This is a genomic window from Paenibacillus hexagrammi (genome assembly GCF_021513275.1).
Taxonomy (GTDB): domain Bacteria; phylum Bacillota; class Bacilli; order Paenibacillales; family NBRC-103111; genus Paenibacillus_E; species Paenibacillus_E hexagrammi.
In genome coordinates, this window is the sequence record NZ_CP090978.1 from 519,092 (window position 1) to 536,115 (window position 17,024).

Below are 17,024 nucleotides of genomic sequence, written 5' to 3' on the forward strand. Positions count from 1 at the left end.
GACGTGACAGAACGTTCCAAAATGGGGTCAGAAAATGAGGTTTCGTTATTGCGTCTTTATTTGCTCCGGGCTGGGTATCTTGTTGTCGTCGTAGGGCTCGGTCTCAATGTATGGCCTGAATTCATTAGCCGGTCGGGCTCTTGGGAGCTGATGGAGGGAGTGGTGCAATGCATGCTGATCGCCTTCTGGGCGCTATGCGTCGTCGGGCTGCGGTATCCTCTGCAGATGCTGCCTGTGCTTCTATGGGAAATCGTGTGGAAGTTGGTCTGGCTGATCGGCGTTGCGCTCCCGATTTGGGCATCCGGTCAGATGGACGATTCCACCATGATGATGGTCATTGAATGCTCGCTGGTCGTGATATTTCCTTTCGTCATTCCTTGGCGTTTCGTGTTTGTAAACTACGTGAAGAAGCGCGGAGACCGGTGGGCTTGATGAGCCAAATCAAACCGATTAAAGAAGGCTGCGCTAACGAAGGAACGATACTTCAATAAATAAAGCGACAACGAAGGACTTAATTTACTCGTCCTTCGTTGTCGCTTTCTTCAAATTCAGGTGCCGGTGCTCATTATCTATGGTGATTAGAAGAAGCAGACGATGCCGCTATTTTAGTGAACTTACTTGCAGCAGATGAGCTGCTTTCGAATCCTTAAAGTGAGTTAATGTAAACAAGAAATCGTCTTTAGCGTAGCTGTTCATATAAGTCCCGATCCCTGCCGATGCTTCAAGATCCACCACTCGGTAGCCTGCGTCATTCGGCTCATCCCGTTTCACAACCGTCTCGATGACCGGCTGCAGTACCGCAAGCGGTTTGCTGCCCCAGATCGCGAGGGAGGTGACAACGGCCTCCTTCGGGTTGTCCTTGGAGGGCTCTACCAGCAGCGACAGCTGGTAGTCGGGATAGCTCATCAGCAGCTTCAAGCCTGCTGATGAGGCTGCGCCAGCGCCGGCGCTGTCCGCCGCCGGGTCCGTTGAGGCTGCCGCTGCGCCGGCAGCCTGACCCGCATCCGCCTGCACAGCAGCGGATGCTCCAGCCTCTCCGGCAGCTGCGCTGCTGCCGGAGACATCGCCAGCGGCGGCTTCGCCAGCGCCGCCGGAGCTCAGGGAGGCGTCTGCGACAGCCGCCTCCTCGCCCGCCAGGGTGACGCTCGCATCCTGCAGCGTCACCTCAGCCGGCTTGCCCAGCAGGTCCTCGACCTTCTTGCTGGGCAAGCCCAGAAAGCTCTGCAGGCTGATCTGTCCGCCTGCAAAAAAGCTCTTCAGCAGCGGCGCGCCGTCTGCGTCGAACAAAGTGCCAATGCCGTCATAGGCGCCGGCCTTGAATTGCCCTTGATAGACGAGCTTGCCGGCCTCGTCGTAAGCTTCTCCCAGGCCGCTGAGAGCGCCGCTCTGGAACGTGCCCTTGAAGCGCTGCACACCCTTCTCATCGAAAGCAGCGCCTTCACCGGCATACGCACCATTTAGGAACTGGCCTTTATATTTCATGAGGCCAGTTGCATAATACTCCGTGCCTTCCCCCGAGTACAGGCCGTTCTTGAACCCTCCTTCGTAGATCAGCTTGCCTGCAGCGTCGAACAGCTTCCCAGCCCCACTGTACTCTCCTGCGGCGAATTCGCCTTCGTAGAGAACTGCGCCGCCCGGGGAGAAGAGCTTCCCTGCGCCGTTATACAATCCGGCGTTAAAAGCGCCGTCATACACAATATCTCCATTATCAGCAAATAGCTTCCCGGCTCCGCCGTACTTGCCGTTCTGAAATTCCCCGATATACAGAACCTTCTGTTTATCCGTGTAGAGCGTCCCTGCACCGTTGAACGTATCGCCTGCGAAAGCTCCCTTATACAGCATCGAACCTTGATCGTCATACAAGGTGCCGTTTCCGGATTTTTGCCCTTTATCAAAATCTCCTTCGTACACCAGATTGCCTGCTGCATTGTATAATTTGCCTTTGCCTGCATAGAGTCCGTCAACAACATCTCCGACATATCGAGCCTTCGTATTGGCATCGGCGCTGACGACCTTGGCCGAGCCGGAGAAGGCGGACAGCTTGGATGTGTTTTCCTGCAGCACAGGCACACGGTGAAGCCACTTGTTGACGATAGCGGGCGGATTGATGAAAACAAAATAAATGAGGACGAGAATGGCTAAGACGACGAAGAGGATCAGCCTTTTGGAGATATAGTAGGAGCCGATCAACACATAGTTTTTTAGCGAATGTTCCTTGGTCTTTAAGATGCCTTTCAGGTAGTTCTGCGTCTTGGCGATGGCAATGGCCGGCAGCTTGCCGACAATGGCCAGGCCCTTCAGTATATGGCCGATGAAAGGGGCGACAACGGGTTTAAGCACTTTTTCCAGCGTTTTGACCGGCTGAATGTCCAAGCGGTGGTCCTCCTTTTTTTCTAAGGAACTTGAATGGTCATTTGACCGGGCTGCTGAATCTGAATGACGCCGCCCCAATTACACATGCATTTGGACGTATTATTCAGCGCAGGCATATTCGCTACGAGCACTGTAGGCGAGCCGGGAACCCAAGGGGCTGCTGTGACGGGGATACAGGGCATCGGTGTCATGACCCCGAGCTTGGCAGCCGTTGCAGCGGCAACAGTAGGGTTCGCCATGGAGCTGCAAGTACCGAACGGAAGGATGTTGACCATTGGTTTGTTGTCCATAATATTGGCAATCGGCATGGAGGTCATCACGCGATTCACTGGCAGCACCATGAGTGAGCTTGGCGCCGCGCCGAACGAGCATTGAAGCATGGCTCCGCCGCATACAAGGTTCCCCATACATATTTCCCCCATTCCGAAGTGGAATTCATCTATGACCCTTGACTCTTAGCAAATTTTTCATAGAAAAAGATGTGATGAAACAAAGCCTCTCAGCTAGTTTCATAGTACTAGAAAATACATAAGGCGGCAATGGATTACTTATTTCGGCAGCGTCCGACTTTTTCATACAAAATCTATCTATATCTATAAATAGGGGGATCTTCGTTAACTACCTGAATCAGCTTCGAAGTGAAGAATCACTTTGTGGGGGTAATTTAGGAAAAAGTGCATGCGGGAAAGGGGGCATCTATTGTACTATAGTAGTAGGGATAGTGAGCGGAGGGATTTATGGTGTCACGTGCCAATTGGGTAAAAATAGGGCTTGCTGCGCTGCTCGCTGCAGGTCCTGCGGTCAGCTATAGTTCGAAGGCAAGCGCAGCTTTTGTCAAATCTTTGACGATGAAAGAGGCTGTGGACCGGGGACTGCAGGTAAGTTCGCAGCTTCGTGATGCCAAGACGGACATCCGGAAGAAAAAGATTGAGCTGGAGCAAGCCAAGCAGGCCGTCAAGGCGGAAGAAGCCAAGGCGTCGGGGCTTTTTGCCAAGCCTCATAATTTGAGTCAGGATTTGAACATGCGTATGAAGGTTCCTGAAGCGAGCAAGCAGCTGTATCTGGCACAGGAGACGTGGAGGCAGGCGGCGGAGACGGTTAAGGTGGATGTGGAGAAGGCCTACCTTCAGGCTTTCCAGGATGCGGCCGGCGAACAGAGGAGCCGCAGCAAATGGGAGGAAGCCCGGAAGGCCGTCGACACGGTTCGGCAAAAGCGCAAATATGGACTGGCGAAGCCTGAGGACCAGGAGGCGGCGGACCAAGCTCTGGAAAAAGCGGCGTCCGAGTACAAGCAGGCCCAACTGACGGCAAAGGCAAGCCGCCTAGCGCTAGGACAAAAGCTTGGATTGGACATGGAAAATGAGGTACAGCTGTCGTTTCAACCGGATTATGCTGATTTGAGCCAGCAGAAGCTGCCTGCTTACCTAGCAAGCGCACAAAAAACGACGCTGAGCCTGCTCCAGGATACGGAAGACCGACGTCTTGCCGATCAGAAGCTGAATACGACCCGAGATCTATACAGCTCCAAATTTGGGGCTGCCCGGATGAGAGTGATGGATGGGATGTATAAATCGCAGGATATCGATATGGACCTGTTTATGGCCGGCTATGATACGACACTGGAAAAGGTGAAGAAGGATTGGGAGGGTTTTTTCCTTCTTCTAGGCTTTATTCCGATTCCGAAATGGCTGCTTCAGGGTGAATATGACGGGCTCCGTTATTTGGATGATTTGCATAATGGCCTGCCCGTTGCCACGATGGAACAAAACAAAGCCCTCTTGAAGGAGAAAGAAAGCCGAACAGCTGTGATTGCGGAAGTCAGGCAGTCCTACCTTGAGGCAAAGGGTGCCGAGGAGAGCTATGCTCAAGCGCTTAGGGACAAAGACAAGGCGGCAGCCGCATTGGAGCAAGCTGCTAAGAAGCTAAAGCTTGGTCTGATGAAAACAGAGGAGCTTCAAGCCTATAAGGATGCTGTAACGAAGGCGGACCAGCAGATATTGCTCGCACAGATCGGTTACAAGACAGCGCTGGGAAAGCTTGATACGGACACAGGCGGCGCTGTAGACGGCACGTTAAAGCAGGGGATTCTTCCCTATAAAAATATTGATGACGGCTTGGCAGCCGTGAAACCGGATAAACCTAAGCCGCCAGTCGGCACTTGGCGGATCAAGCCGGCCGTGGGTCCATTGCTCAGTGACGTGACGGTAACCGTCAATAAGAAGCTGGGCGCCACGGAATATGCGGTAGTTACCCAAGACAATAAACCCCTGGGCAAAAGGGCTAAGCCGGGCAAAGCAGTCAGGACATTGACACTAGCAGTAAGCCAACCGGACGGCTTGAAAGTAGTTCTTTACAAGAAGGGCGAGAAGATCGGTGAATACCCCTTCGCGGGCAAAGGAAACGCGGGAACGCTGGAAGCCTTATCCGCGAATGCAGCCGGTATGGGCGGTACTGGCTCCACTACCGATGCTAATGGAGCAGGAAGCGGTTCGGGGGAGGAGCAGGCAGGCTCGGGCTCAAGCTCGGGTACTGGAGACAGCAGTAACGGCAGTGGCAAGGCCCACGGTGATGCAGCCGGAGCGGGCTCGAATGATGGCGGTGCCTCGGGCGCACAAGGTGCGGGAAGCGGGTCCGACGGCAAGAACGGCACGGGTACCGTAGACGGGAATGTTGACGGTAAGGATGGCTCGAACGGAGCAAATGAAGACAAGGAAGCTTCTGGAGCGTCCCCGGATTCGCTCGGGACTGTCATGATCGGTACCTATCAAATTGCATTGGAAGCATTAACTCCGGCCGCTTATAATGCGGCATCGGCCACGGTTTCGGACTCTGGGCAGGGCATGTTTTATAAATCTGCCGAACCGGGCGCGGGGTGGTTTGGGCTCGATAACGCGGTTGATCCTAGCGCAATCACGGATCCTTCCAGCAGTGCAGCTGTCTCTAGTCAAGACGCTGCGAAGTGGAAGGTGACCGTAGCGATGGATAAGCCTGGGGAGATCGCCTCCAAGGAAACGCCGGAGGAGCTGCAGCAAGAGATTGATACGCTGAAGAAGAACAAGGAGCAGCTGGAGGCTGATAAAGACGCTGCTGTAGCGGCGCAGAAGTTAGCCGACATCGCCGACCTTGCGGTAGAGATCAAGGATGCGGAAGCTAAGATCGCGATGCTGGAGGCGCTGCAGAAGGGCGACAGCTCCGCTGCGCTTCAGCAGATGGAGCTGGTGAACAACCCGGACGCGCTGATTCAGGCGCTGGCCGAAGAAAGCGAAGCCCCGGCCGGTGGCGGCGGGGCGGGTAACTCTGGCGGCGGCAGGGACGCCGCCTCGGGTGCGGCCAGCGAGGATGCGCTGGCCGCAGAAGCGGAGCTCCAGCAGAAGCAGCTGGAGCAAGCGGTCGCCGCAGGCGACGCCAAAGCGGCGGCAGCGCAGCTGCAGCAGCTGATGGCGACGCAGGCGCGGCTCGCGGATGTGCAAAATGGCACATCCGAAGGGCTGGCTTCGCTCAAAGAAGCGAAGCAGAAGCTCGAGGCTGCGCTGAAGACGGCGCAGGCGCAGCAGGATCAGGAGCAGGCCGAGTCGCTGGCCCGCTCGCTGGATGCCATCGGCGATGCGATGCGCCAGACGGAGAAGGATGCGCTGTTCGCCGAGGCGGACGCAGCGCAAGAGCTGCTCGCTGCGCTCGAGGAAGCGCAGCCTGACGCCGGCAGCGCTGCGGAGCTCGCGCAGCAGCAGGCGGTAGAGGCCGTGATGCAGCAGCAATCGGCCTTGCTCGACAAGCTTAAGCAGCAGGAAGCCGGTTCGTATACGCCCGAAGAGCTTCAGGCGCTGGCCGAGGCTGCCGACGCGATCAAAGAAGAGGTGGCTCAAGCCGGAAGCGGTTCGGCTGCTGTCTCCGAAGGGGGCGGAGCTGCGAATGGAAGCGCAGATGGCGTCGGCTCCGGTATGGAAGGAGCAGCTGAATCGGGGCTCAAACCCGGAGCAGAGGTACAGATCATCCCGCCGGAGAATGTCATTTCGCCTGATCTTAACATCCATTTGGAAGCTCCACCTGTCATGATTGACGGCAATGCGTACATTCACATCAGACCCATTTCCGAATCGTTCGGAGCTGCAGTCGACTGGGATCATGACAGTCGTACGGTTACAGTAAGCACCGACTATTCGACGGTCGTCTGTACGGTCAAGATGAACATAGCTTACGTAGACGGCCAACCTGTGGAGCTTGACGCTCCGCCGGTTCTGCTGGACGGACGCACCTATGTGCCGCTGAGATTCGTTTCCGAATCGTTAGGCCTTATCGTAGATTGGAATGCACAGGCGCAGACGATACAGATTTCTAAGCCTTAATGAGGATAGATAGCTTTCACAGCTTTCATCAAGGAACGTGCACGTTAAAGCCAGGAATAATGAGGGGATAACAAGCGATGAAAAAGTCGATTGCGGCACTGCTGCTCGTCCTGCTGCTCCTTGGAGCGGCAGGAACGTATTTGTTCGGACAGCGTGACATGCTTAAGGAAAGCCCATTTACGAAAGAAGAGCCGTTTGATGGGCTATCCAAAGCCGTATCTGACATCCATAACCAAATGTATGTCATTGATAATGCCAAGAAAACGATACATAAGCTGGACAGCGAAGGGGTTCTTCAATATTCCATTTCCAGCGATATTGGCAAAAACGGCGAGATTTATAGATTTAACGATATGGCAGCAGATAGTCAGGGCAATTTGTACGCCATCCGAACACTGCTTGATCCTTATGGATTAACGGTCAAGTCCGAGCAAATTGTCAGGTACAAGCAGGACGGAAGCTTTGACGCGATTCTATTTACCCAGGATTACAACGATGCAAAGAGCAGTAAGCGGTACCGGATCGGTAGTCTGCGGAATGTGCAGATCGAAGGCGACACCCTGTACTTTTTTAACGACGAGGGACGAAGCTTGGCCTTATATAAGGTTGATGCGGGAAGCAGTGAGCCTAAGGAAATCTACAAGGCAAGCGTTCCGGAAGGGAAGTATGTAGCGGAAGCAGACGGCTTTACACCGGGCCAATTGTATTACTCCACCCGCAGCGGTGAGATTTACAGGGCTTTGGCGGATGGAGGCTCGGAGCTGGTTTATCCGCTGCCTGGCTTAGACCGGACACGCCGCAATTTCCCCGAGAGTCTACATGTGGACAGCCAGGGAAGGCTTGTGTTCATTGATTTTAACAATAAGATGATCAGCCGATTGGATCCGAAGCATCCCTATATCCTGGAAGCTCTCGTTACACAGAGCACCGCTGATAGCAGCGGTTCAGGCCTTTCATTTGAAGCGACAACGAACAGTCTCTCGCCGGACGGAAGCATGGACATTGTGGAAGAGACGCAGATCAACCGCAGACTGGCTGACGGCACGCTCACATCTGCTATGACAGGAGCTATCCTCAGCAAGCAGGTGGTTAGGCACCGTATGATCGTCTGGTCGGTTGCCGCCGCCGCCGTACTGCTTGTGCTCTACGCACTTAAACTTCTCTACTTCAATATATTGGACCGCCGGATCCCGCTTATGATGAAGCAGATTATGGTGTTTGTGCCGATCATTGCTGCTTCCATGATTCTGCTTTCCACGGTTATCTACACAAGTTTCTCGAAGAAAATGGAAGAAGAAACCTTTGCAGAATTGGCACTGCTGGCAAAGAACGGGCAGAACCTGATCGATGGCGATAAGCTGGAGAGCATCACATCTCCACTTGATTACAAAGGGCCTGTGTATCAGTCGTTTCGAACAAAAATTAAAGCGGTCTTCGATAATAATGTCAGGGATGACAATCAAGGCTTTTACAAAGCGGTATATAAATATGAAGACGGTGTGATCTACCGCATCATGGAAGACGACGATGGCATGCACATGTTCAATCCTTTCCCGGAAACAGAGCAAAACCAGCGGGTTGTGCACAACGGTGAAGTAGCAACCGACCAATGGCAGGACTTCTCGGGATACTGGATGTACGCCATTGCGCCGATTTATAACTCATCGGGCAAGATCGTCGGCGTATTTGAGACAAGCAAAAATATGGATGGCATTCTCAAACACCGTCAAGCTGTTCTGCAGTCCATTATCCGCAATATTGCCTTGATATCGGTAGGCCTCTTGCTGGTGCTCATGCTGATGACGTATGTGCTGCTATCCTCCATTCGCAAGCTCCGCAACAGTGTCGGCGAGATCGCCAAGGGCAACTGGGATACGGTTGTAACGATTAATACGAGAGACGAGGTCTCCGACCTTGGAGATAGTGTGAATACGATGGCGGCGCGTATTCGCGATTATATTACGAAGGTAGAGAATTTCAGCCAGGCGTACTACCGCTTTGTACCGCAGCAGTTTTTGCGCTTTTTGCATAAGGAGAGCATTCTGGACGTGCAGTTAGGCGATCAGGTGGAGGAGCGCATGTCCATCATGATCTTCAACATCCGCAAGTTTTACCTGATGTCCAAGCAGCTCTCTCCGGAGGAGAACTTCAACTTTGTGAATTCCTTCCTGAAGAGGTTCGGACCTTACGTGCGTAACCACGAGGGCATGATCAATAAATATTTGGGTGCTGGCTTCATGGCGCTGTTCCCGAACCAAGCGGATGAGGCGCTTCGAGCATCGATCGAGATGCGCAAGGAGCTTGAGGTCTATAATTCACACAGGGCAAATGTCGGCTACAAGCCCATTGATTTGGGCATTGGACTTCACACAGGGCCTCTAAGGCTCGGAATTATCGGTGAAGAGCAACGACTGGAGGGCAATGTGATTTCAGACGGCGTGAATATCGCGACGCTTCTCGAGAAAATGACGGAATCGCTGGGCGCTTCGATCCTGATTACCGAGCAGGTTGTCCAGTCCTTGTCCGACGCATCCTCTTTCCGTTATCGCAGCCTTGGTCAGGTACAGATCGGCGGAATTAAGGATCCGCTCCACTTGTATGACGTGTATCAGGGCGATCCTGATACCGTTCGGGTTTTGAAAGACAAAACGAAGGCTTTGTTCGAGCAAGCGGTCACTTATTATCAGGTTGGGCGTTTTTATGACGCCAGAGAAGCATTCCTGATGGTGATTAAGCAGAATCGTCACGACAAGGCGGCTCAGCTGTATTTTTATGTATGTGACGAGTATTTCCAGAATGGTGCAACAGACGGTTGGGACGGAACCTTATCCGTCTCCTAATAGAAGGAGAGGTGCGTGTAGGGAATGGACGTCAAGGAATTACAGACGGAACAGGATGCGCAGCGAATCACCGAATTTTATTTATCAACCATGTCTTTTGATGACCAAAATCATACGCCGGGGGAGCTGCGTCATTTTCGCAATGCCCCGCGTGAAAGCCTGAAGCAGCCGAATCACAAGCACTGGTTTGTTGAAAATGAAGCTGGCGAGATTATCGCCGTAACCAGCTGTAAGGAGAATGAGCACCAATCGGGCGGCTTCTTATGGGATTATCTCGCTGTTCATAGGGAATACCGCAGGCATGGACTGGCGAAGATTTTATTTCAAAGGCTGGAGGATTTCGTCAGGTCCGTGGACGGGCGTTATCTGCTGACGTATACCTGCGATCTGCCTGAGTATCAGCCGATTCAACGGATGTTTCAGGCAAACGGCTTTGTGCTGATCGGAACGTATCCCGATTATTATTATGACGGCGAAGCGCGGTTAGCTTTTCATAAAAGACTGGCCGCCCCGTCACAGAACGCATAGATTGGACTTGATGACATGCAAGGAAGCATACAAGGCTGGCTGGGGCTTAGAGCGGAAGACATGCGGAAGCTGTGGCTCATGCTGCCGATCTTTTACTTCAGCGGCATTGCCGAATCGCTCAATTATACCGGGTTTATGGCGCTGTTTAACCAACGCTTCGGCGTGCAATATTTGCCTTATGTCTATATCGTGGAAGCGGCGATCATGCCGCTGGAAGGCTGGCTGCTTGCCAAGCTGACCGATTTGCTGCCCAAAGCGAAAATGATGCGTACCCTGTATCTAATCATGATCGCTGTGCTATTGCTAAACGGCGTCGTGTTGATGGCCTTTAAGCTGGGCGGCGTGGATTTTCGTTATTATTATCCGATTTTGTTTTTGTCTTCGAATTTTGTGGTTAGGCAGCTTACACTGCTGCTGTGGAGCACGGCGTTCGATTTATGCCCGACTCAGCAAGCGAAACGCTTAATGCCGATCTTTGTCGCTTCGACGACGACAGGCGGGATTACAGCCGGTCTCATCGCTAACCTGATAGGTTCCCTATTTGGTACTGAAACGGTATATTCTCTTGCTCCGCTGATGATGGTGGCAGGCTTTATATTTTTCCGAAAAGCGCTCGCGCGTTACTTGGTGCCTCTCACGATCAAGGAAGATAAGGGGGCACAGCCGAGTGAAGCTGTGCAGGAAGAAGCGCATACCTCCGGTTACTACGTCAGGCATATGTTTCGCAATCCGTTTCTGCTATGCGCCATAGCGTTAATGACGTTCATGCCGGCGATTTACTTTATGATGGAATATCAGTATTTCACATCTGCAGAGCTTCATTTTCCTGACGAGCGAAATTTGACCTCCTTCTACGGGATGATCACCGCCATCCAATTTGCATTTTGTTTGCTGCTGCAAACCGTCGCCACCAGGCTCATGAACTGGCTGGGAGCGAGCAATATGCTGCTGGCGATTGCAATCATTTTCGTAGGCGGCTTTACCTTGACGGCGCTATTTCTGGATCGTACTTGGGCGCTTATGATCGTATCAGGCTCCTATGCGGTCTTTTATATTCTGCTTTATTACATTGCTGAGCCTTGTTATCAACTGTTCTTTAAAATGATGCCCATTTCCCAAAGGGATGGGTACCGGTATTTTGCTCAAGGGGTCGCCGCTTCCGGAGGGATCCTGATCGGTTCTTTGCTGTCGATGCTGCATTCCTTCGGTCTGGCTGGACTTTCACCGCTTGCCTGGGTCGGTGTCGGCTTAACGGTTATGCTGCTCATTGTCGCCTGGTTGGGCAGAAATCTTTATATTCGGGAGCTTGTCAAAAGCGTGCAGTCCCTGCACGCCGATCTGTCCGAGGTTGCCTCTTCCTTCCTCGGTGGCATTCGAAGCTCCAAAGCGCTTACTGCGATGCTTGATTACCTGCAGCATCCTAATGATTATGTGCGTGAGCTGGCGCTGGAGGTGATCGGCAAGGCGAAGGATTCGGTCTTTCTGCCGCATTTGATTGGGATGATCGACGAAGCGAGCTCGCGTATTCGCATCGCTGTACTAAGAGCGATGAATCTGCAGGGCGCGACTGTGCAGGATTTGGTTCAGGTCGCTGCATTTCTAGAGGACGAAGACCCGGAAGTGCGGGCGGAGTGCGTCAGACTGATTTCTAAAGTGACACATTTGAAAAGCCAGTCGCACTTCTTTATCCGTGTAAAGCTGCTGGATACCCATCCGAAGGTTGTTCATGAAGGGGTTAAGGCTCTTTATGCGCTGCAAAGCGAAGAGAGCTACCAGGCATGTGATGAAGCGATTATTAAAATGCTGGATAATGGCGGTGAATGGGCGGTGTACGGCTGCCGAACGGTCGCTGAATTGAAGCTCGAGTCGTATGCGGCATGGGTGCTCTCCCTGCTGGATGATCACCGCCCGGCTGTGAAAGTAGCCGCAGCGCACTGCATTGGAAGGTTGCAGCTTGCGGATGCTGTGCCGCAGCTTCTGGCCATGTATCCTCTTGCGGATCAGGAGCTGCGCAAGTCGATTCTGGAGGCCTTGATCGAGATGGGTCAGCAAGGCCTGCCGCTTCTGCTTGAGCATGCGGCACATTCGAATCCATATATATGGAACGCGGCAGTTACGGCTCTTTCCAAGCTTTTGGACGAAGTGAAGGTGCGAAGCGAGCTGGTCGAGCTATGTGTAGCCCGAATGCTTGCATCGAGTGCGGAGAAGGCGCTCCCTGCAGCACTGCAGGAGCTAGGCATGGAAGGCTTGGCTGAGCTTGCCGAGCAGCGCTGCCAGGAGCTTCACCATGCTTTAGTAGACGGCGCTTGGTCGGTAATGGCGCGTCTGGCTGATGAGCATGTGGCAGCTTCTCTGCGGGAGGCTGTGCAGGATGAGAACGAGGAGGTTCGTGAGAACGGCCTTGAAGTTCTCGCAGAAGGCTTAGGAGACCGCCGGTTAGCCGCAGCGCTTCTGGAGCTGCTAAAGCAGCAGCCCGGCAATGAGCGAGCTGCTTTATTAGATCCTAAGGATGTTTTGGAGACTGCGAAGCTATGGTCCGATGATTGGCTGAGGGAAATTGCCAGGTATGCACTAGATCAATGGGAGAGTGGACAGATGAAAGAAGAGCGTAAGTTTTTATCGATGCTCGATAAAGTCATCTTTTTGAAGCAAGTCGCGCTGTTTGCCGATTTATCGGTAGATGAGCTTGGTATCATTGCCGGCATCGCGACGGAGGAAGTTCACCCTGATTTGACGTACTTGCTGCGGCGGGGTCAAACGAATTCCAAGATGTACCTGATCGTTGAAGGTCATGTAGAGCTCAGCAGCGAGACTGGCGAGGGAGAAGCCGGGACGATCGGCGTTCTTGGACCCAAGCAGTCGTTCGGGGAGAATACCGTGCTCGACGGCGCGCCATCCTCCATTACCGCGCAAGCTATATTTGACGAGGTGAGAGTCCTTTCACTGCAGGGGGAAAGTCTTTCGCGGCTGGTACGTCTGTACCCAGAGATCGGAATTGGGCTGCTGCACGCTTCCAGTGCAAGGGTCAGGCTTTTGGAGAACATGCTGCTTCGAATGGCATAACTTGTTCCAAGGAGGACCATTATGAACCATGTATCGATCATCCTGAGCAATCAAATAGAGGAGCTTAAGCGTCTAGAAGCTTTCATGGGGAAGCTATCTTCAGATTGGGAGATCGATGACCGCGCCTCCTATCAAATGCAGCTGGCTCTTGACGAATTAGTGACGAACACGATTTTGTACGGATTTGCTGAGCTGGGATCAGCGGATAGCTTGATACAGATTGACGTTGTCCGTATGGATGAAGGCTGGGAGCTTCGAATCACCGATTCCGGCATTCCGTTTAACCCACTGCTACGCGATGCCCCTGATCTGGAGCTTGGTATCGAGCAGCGAGGCATTGGCGGGTTGGGTATTCATTTTGTCCGGCAAGTGATGGATCAGATTGTATACGAACGTGTTGAATCTAGAAATGTACTGACGATGAAGAAACTGCGGCAGCTGCCGAATTAAGGTGGAATACAAATGGAAATATCTGAGCAGCTTCATGGGGATGCTGTGCTATTAATGATTAACGGACGTTTGGATGCGAATTATGCATCTGATCTGGAATCTTATTTTATGCAATTGGTGGAAAAGGGACATCGGCGCTTTGTGTTTGATCTCCACGGACTTCATTACGTAAGCAGTGCAGGACTGCGGAGCCTGTTGGTTGCCGCAAAGATGATCAAGGTCATACAAGGTAAACTGGCCTTGGCCAGGATGACGGAAGGCGTCAAGGATGTATTCGATATGTCGGGCTTTAGTGCGATTTTCTCGGTATATGAGAGTGAAGCGGATGCGCTGTATGCCGTACAGTAGGCGCTTCCTAGCAAGGGTTGGGAGGTGGCATACAGGATGGATTGGTTACCTGTAGCGCTGCTGTTGATAGCGGCTTGTGTGAGTGGTTTGTGGCTGAGAAGTGAGCGGCTTCGGAGAAGCGCTGACAAAGAGCTTAACAGAACGCTGCAGCTCTTTGAGGTCAGCTTGGAAATGAACTCCACCCTGCGTAAACAGGACTTGCTGGGCAAGATCATGGAGACGACCTCGCGGCTTATGGAGGCGGAAGCCTCCTCTGTTATTCTCGTTGACCGGGAGCGCGGCGAATTATACTTCGATCTGGCTTTGGGTGAGAAGGGCGAGGAAGTGCGGGAGATTCGTTTGAAAATCGGGGAAGGCATCGCAGGCTGGGTTGCCCAGACCGGCCAATCGGTCAAGATTGACGATGCGGCTTCCGATGAGCGTTGGTCTTCGAAGGTAGCTAAGCGGGTGGACTATCCTACGCGCAATATGCTATGCGTCCCGCTGGTCAGCAAAGGAGACATTATCGGTGTGCTTCAGGTGCTCAATAAACGAAGCGGGCTGCATTTTACCGACCGGGATTTGCTGCTCTTGGAGTCGATTGCTGCGCCGATCGCCATCTCGCTGGAGAACGCCATGCTGTATGATGCGCTCGAAAAGTCGATGATTGCTCTCAAGACAACGACGGCAGCCAAAGAGAAGATGGAGAGCGAGCTCCGCATCGCCAGAGATATCCAGATGAGCTTTCTCCCCCGGGGAAGTCTTGTAGTTAGTGCTGCGGCTGCGGCCGGAGATTCCTTAGGGATTGCCTCGGTAGAAGTACCGGGCAGTGAATTTGAAGAAGCTTTTGGGGAAGGTACGAAAGAAGCATCGAAAGAAGCATCAAATGAAGCTTCTAGAGGTGCTTCAGGCAGCGCCGCTCATTTAGGGAGCTCCGTTGAAATAGGCGCAGTTATTCGTCCGGCCAAAGAAGTTGGCGGAGATTTCTTCGATTATTTTGAATTGGGTCAGGATCGGCTGTTTTTTGCATTAGGTGATGTGTCCGATAAAGGAATTCCGGCCGCCCTGTTCATGAGCGTGATTATGACGCTGATAAAGGGGAAAATGACGTTAAGTATGACGCCGGCGCAGCTGCTTACGGAAGTAAATAGGGAATTGTACAAAGATGACTCCAGTATGTTCGCGACGATCTGCTGCGGGGTGCTTCATACCGGAACAGGAAAGTTCGTTTATAGCGATGGCGGCCATTGTACACCGTATATGGTTCGAGGCAGCGGCGAGGTAGAATCTCTCAGGGGCAAGAAAGGACTTCCGCTCGCCGTGCTTGAAGAGATGATCTACAGTGACAATGAGGCTTGGTTAGAGCCCGGTGATCGACTTGTGCTGTATACCGACGGTATCTCGGAAGCGGAGGACCCAGACCAACATCAATATGGCATGGAGCGCTTACGGAACGTACTGGTGGATACGGTTCGTTCCGTGGACTCAGAGACGCCTACTGAGCCGGATTTGCTAAAACGTATTTTGGATGATGTGGACCTCTTTACAAGCGGAGCACAGCAATCGGATGATATCGCCGTCCTGCATGTTCATAGGAAATTGCCGATCTAATAGTTTCAAAGATTTTGAGCACAAATAAGCGGTTCAAACCAACGCAATTATGATATATTTACTTATAGACGGAAGATTCGCACAGTTGGGAAATGGAGTGTGAATGTTCTGAGTTGAGAGCGGTACAGTTAGGAAGAGCGCCATCTGGAATCCTTCAGTAGCACAACACGGAGGTCTTGATGGAGAGCCTCAGGGAGGGTTATGATGCCGATTCATCATGCGAAAACAAGCAGGCAGCAGGAGTCAATTATGCGATCCGCGAATGCCGCGCCGGTGAATTCGAGCTTAGCCAAAAGCTCGAGCAATGAAACAGAAGTATCGAGTATGCAAAGGACTATGGGCAACCGTGCGGTAGGTCAGCTTATGAACTCGCAGTCGGCGATCCAGACGAAGCTCACGGTAGGTCCTGTTGGCGATGCCTATGAGCAGGAGGCTGACCGCGTCGGTAAGCAAGTTGCGGATCAGATTTCAGCGGGTGAAGCTGCCGTAGGTGCTCCGTCTTCCGTCCAGCGGATGGAAGCAGAAGGAGCGGAGTCCGAAGAAGAAGCGCTGCAGATGAAGCCGGAGGTTGGAGCGATTCAGCGGATGGGAGCAGAAGGAGCGGAGTCCGAGGAAGAAGAGCTGCAGATGAAGCCGGAGGTTGGAGCGATTCAGCGGATGGGAGCAGAAGGAGCGGAGTCCGAGGAAGAAGAGCTGCAGATGAAGCCGGAGGCTGGAGCGATTCAGCGGATGGAAGCAGAAGGAGCGGAGTCCGAAGAAGAAGCGCTGCAGATGAAGCCGGAGGTTGGAGCGATTCAGCGGATGGAAGCAGAGGGAGCGGAGTCCGAAGAAGAAGCGCTGCAGATGAAGCCGGAGGCTGGAGCGATTCAGCGGATGGAAGCAGAAGGAGCGGAGTCCGAAGAAGAAGCGCTGCAGATGAAGCCGGAGGCTGGAGGAATTCAGCGGATGGGCGGTGAGGAAGAGGAGCCGCTGCAGATGAAGTCATCGGGCGAAGGCTTTGATGCCGCGCCGGATATTGAATCGGATATTAAGTCGATGCAAGGAAGCGGCAGCAAGATGGACGGTCAGATCCAGGCGAAGATGGAGTCGGCGTTCGGGGCTGACTTTAGCGGCGTGAACATTCACACGGGTGGCAAGGCTAGCCAATTGACGGAATCACTTGGAGCCGAAGCTTTTGCCACGGGCAGCGATATATTCTTTCGAGCAGGCAATTACAATCCGGACAGCCGCGAGGGGCAAGAGCTGCTCGGGCATGAACTGACACACGTGATTCAGCAGCGGGGCGGCAGCTAGAAACGCAGCGCATCTCAGCGCGGGTGATATACAAAGGCAGTGGGAGATCTGGAGATACGCCCGCTGCCTTTCTTTAGTTCCTTTAGCTCGGCATCAGCTGCTCGATAACCGAGCCCCTTCACTAAGGACTTTACACTTTTGAGGGAGTGGGATGAGAAACTAGTTGGATGGCGAAGTCGTTGTATGAACATCTAGA

Annotated in this window: 11 protein-coding genes; 9 read left to right on the plus strand and 2 right to left on the minus strand. The window is 53.0% G+C overall.

The annotated features are described in order from the left end of the window. Positions 1-3 precede the first annotated feature (3 nt). Complete coding sequence (locus L0M14_RS02345; RefSeq protein WP_235120489.1) at positions 4-432, plus strand: hypothetical protein; 429 nt, start codon at positions 4-6, stop codon at positions 430-432. Positions 433-600: 168 nt separating this feature from the next. Here the strand turns inward: L0M14_RS02345 and L0M14_RS02350 are convergent, their stop codons facing one another. Continuing rightward, complete coding sequence (locus L0M14_RS02350) at positions 601-2,373, minus strand: MORN repeat-containing protein (RefSeq protein ID WP_235120490.1); 1,773 nt, start codon at positions 2,371-2,373, stop codon at positions 601-603. 20 nt (positions 2,374-2,393) lie between these two features. Next, positions 2,394-2,780 (minus strand): DUF4280 domain-containing protein, encoded by a 387-nt coding sequence (locus tag L0M14_RS02355; protein ID WP_235120491.1) that lies wholly within the window; start codon positions 2,778-2,780, stop codon positions 2,394-2,396. A 330-nt stretch (positions 2,781-3,110) separates the two neighbouring features. Here L0M14_RS02355 and L0M14_RS02360 point away from each other — a divergent pair, with 330 nt between their 5' ends. From L0M14_RS02360 to L0M14_RS02395, 8 genes are all read left to right on the plus strand, one after another. After that, positions 3,111-6,716: a stalk domain-containing protein gene (locus L0M14_RS02360; protein ID WP_235120492.1), complete on the plus strand. Its 3,606-nt coding sequence runs from the start codon at positions 3,111-3,113 to the stop codon at positions 6,714-6,716. 77 nt (positions 6,717-6,793) lie between these two features. Then, the gene (locus tag L0M14_RS02365) at positions 6,794-9,556 is read left to right on the plus strand and encodes an adenylate/guanylate cyclase domain-containing protein (protein WP_235120493.1); all 2,763 of its coding nucleotides are present in this window, start codon (positions 6,794-6,796) and stop codon (positions 9,554-9,556) included. Between the two features lie 24 nt (positions 9,557-9,580). Further along, entirely contained in the window at positions 9,581-10,084 is a 504-nt protein-coding gene (locus L0M14_RS02370) for a GNAT family N-acetyltransferase (protein ID WP_235120494.1), read from the plus strand. A 15-nt stretch (positions 10,085-10,099) separates the two neighbouring features. Continuing rightward, positions 10,100-13,147, plus strand: a complete 3,048-nt coding sequence (locus L0M14_RS02375; RefSeq protein ID WP_235120495.1) for an MFS transporter — start codon at positions 10,100-10,102, stop codon at positions 13,145-13,147. Positions 13,148-13,168: 21 nt separating this feature from the next. Further along, positions 13,169-13,597: an ATP-binding protein gene (locus L0M14_RS02380; protein WP_235120496.1), complete on the plus strand. Its 429-nt coding sequence runs from the start codon at positions 13,169-13,171 to the stop codon at positions 13,595-13,597. 12 nt (positions 13,598-13,609) lie between these two features. Beyond that, the gene (locus L0M14_RS02385; protein WP_235120497.1) at positions 13,610-13,945 is read left to right on the plus strand and encodes an STAS domain-containing protein; all 336 of its coding nucleotides are present in this window, start codon (positions 13,610-13,612) and stop codon (positions 13,943-13,945) included. A gap of 36 nt (positions 13,946-13,981) precedes the next feature. Continuing rightward, on the plus strand, positions 13,982-15,535 hold the full coding sequence (locus tag L0M14_RS02390; RefSeq protein ID WP_235120498.1) for a PP2C family protein-serine/threonine phosphatase: 1,554 nt from the start codon (positions 13,982-13,984) through the stop codon (positions 15,533-15,535). A gap of 204 nt (positions 15,536-15,739) precedes the next feature. Further along, positions 15,740-16,828, plus strand: a complete 1,089-nt coding sequence (locus L0M14_RS02395) for an eCIS core domain-containing protein (RefSeq protein WP_235120499.1) — start codon at positions 15,740-15,742, stop codon at positions 16,826-16,828. Positions 16,829-17,024: the final 196 nt, after the last annotated feature.

What these genes read in the sequence shown, in the direction of transcription:
- L0M14_RS02355 (WP_235120491.1), bottom strand. Translation starts at nt 2,780, where the DNA reads ATGGGGAACCTTGTATGCGGCGGAGCCATGCTTCAATGCTCGTTCGGC.
- L0M14_RS02360 (WP_235120492.1), top strand. Translation starts at nt 3,111, where the DNA reads ATGGTGTCACGTGCCAATTGGGTAAAAATAGGGCTTGCTGCGCTGCTC.
- L0M14_RS02365 (WP_235120493.1), top strand. Translation starts at nt 6,794, where the DNA reads ATGAAAAAGTCGATTGCGGCACTGCTGCTCGTCCTGCTGCTCCTTGGA.
- L0M14_RS02370 (WP_235120494.1), top strand. Translation starts at nt 9,581, where the DNA reads ATGGACGTCAAGGAATTACAGACGGAACAGGATGCGCAGCGAATCACC.
- L0M14_RS02375 (WP_235120495.1), top strand. Translation starts at nt 10,100, where the DNA reads ATGCAAGGAAGCATACAAGGCTGGCTGGGGCTTAGAGCGGAAGACATG.
- L0M14_RS02380 (WP_235120496.1), top strand. Translation starts at nt 13,169, where the DNA reads ATGAACCATGTATCGATCATCCTGAGCAATCAAATAGAGGAGCTTAAG.
- L0M14_RS02385 (WP_235120497.1), top strand. Translation starts at nt 13,610, where the DNA reads ATGGAAATATCTGAGCAGCTTCATGGGGATGCTGTGCTATTAATGATT.
- L0M14_RS02390 (WP_235120498.1), top strand. Translation starts at nt 13,982, where the DNA reads ATGGATTGGTTACCTGTAGCGCTGCTGTTGATAGCGGCTTGTGTGAGT.
- L0M14_RS02395 (WP_235120499.1), top strand. Translation starts at nt 15,740, where the DNA reads ATGCCGATTCATCATGCGAAAACAAGCAGGCAGCAGGAGTCAATTATG.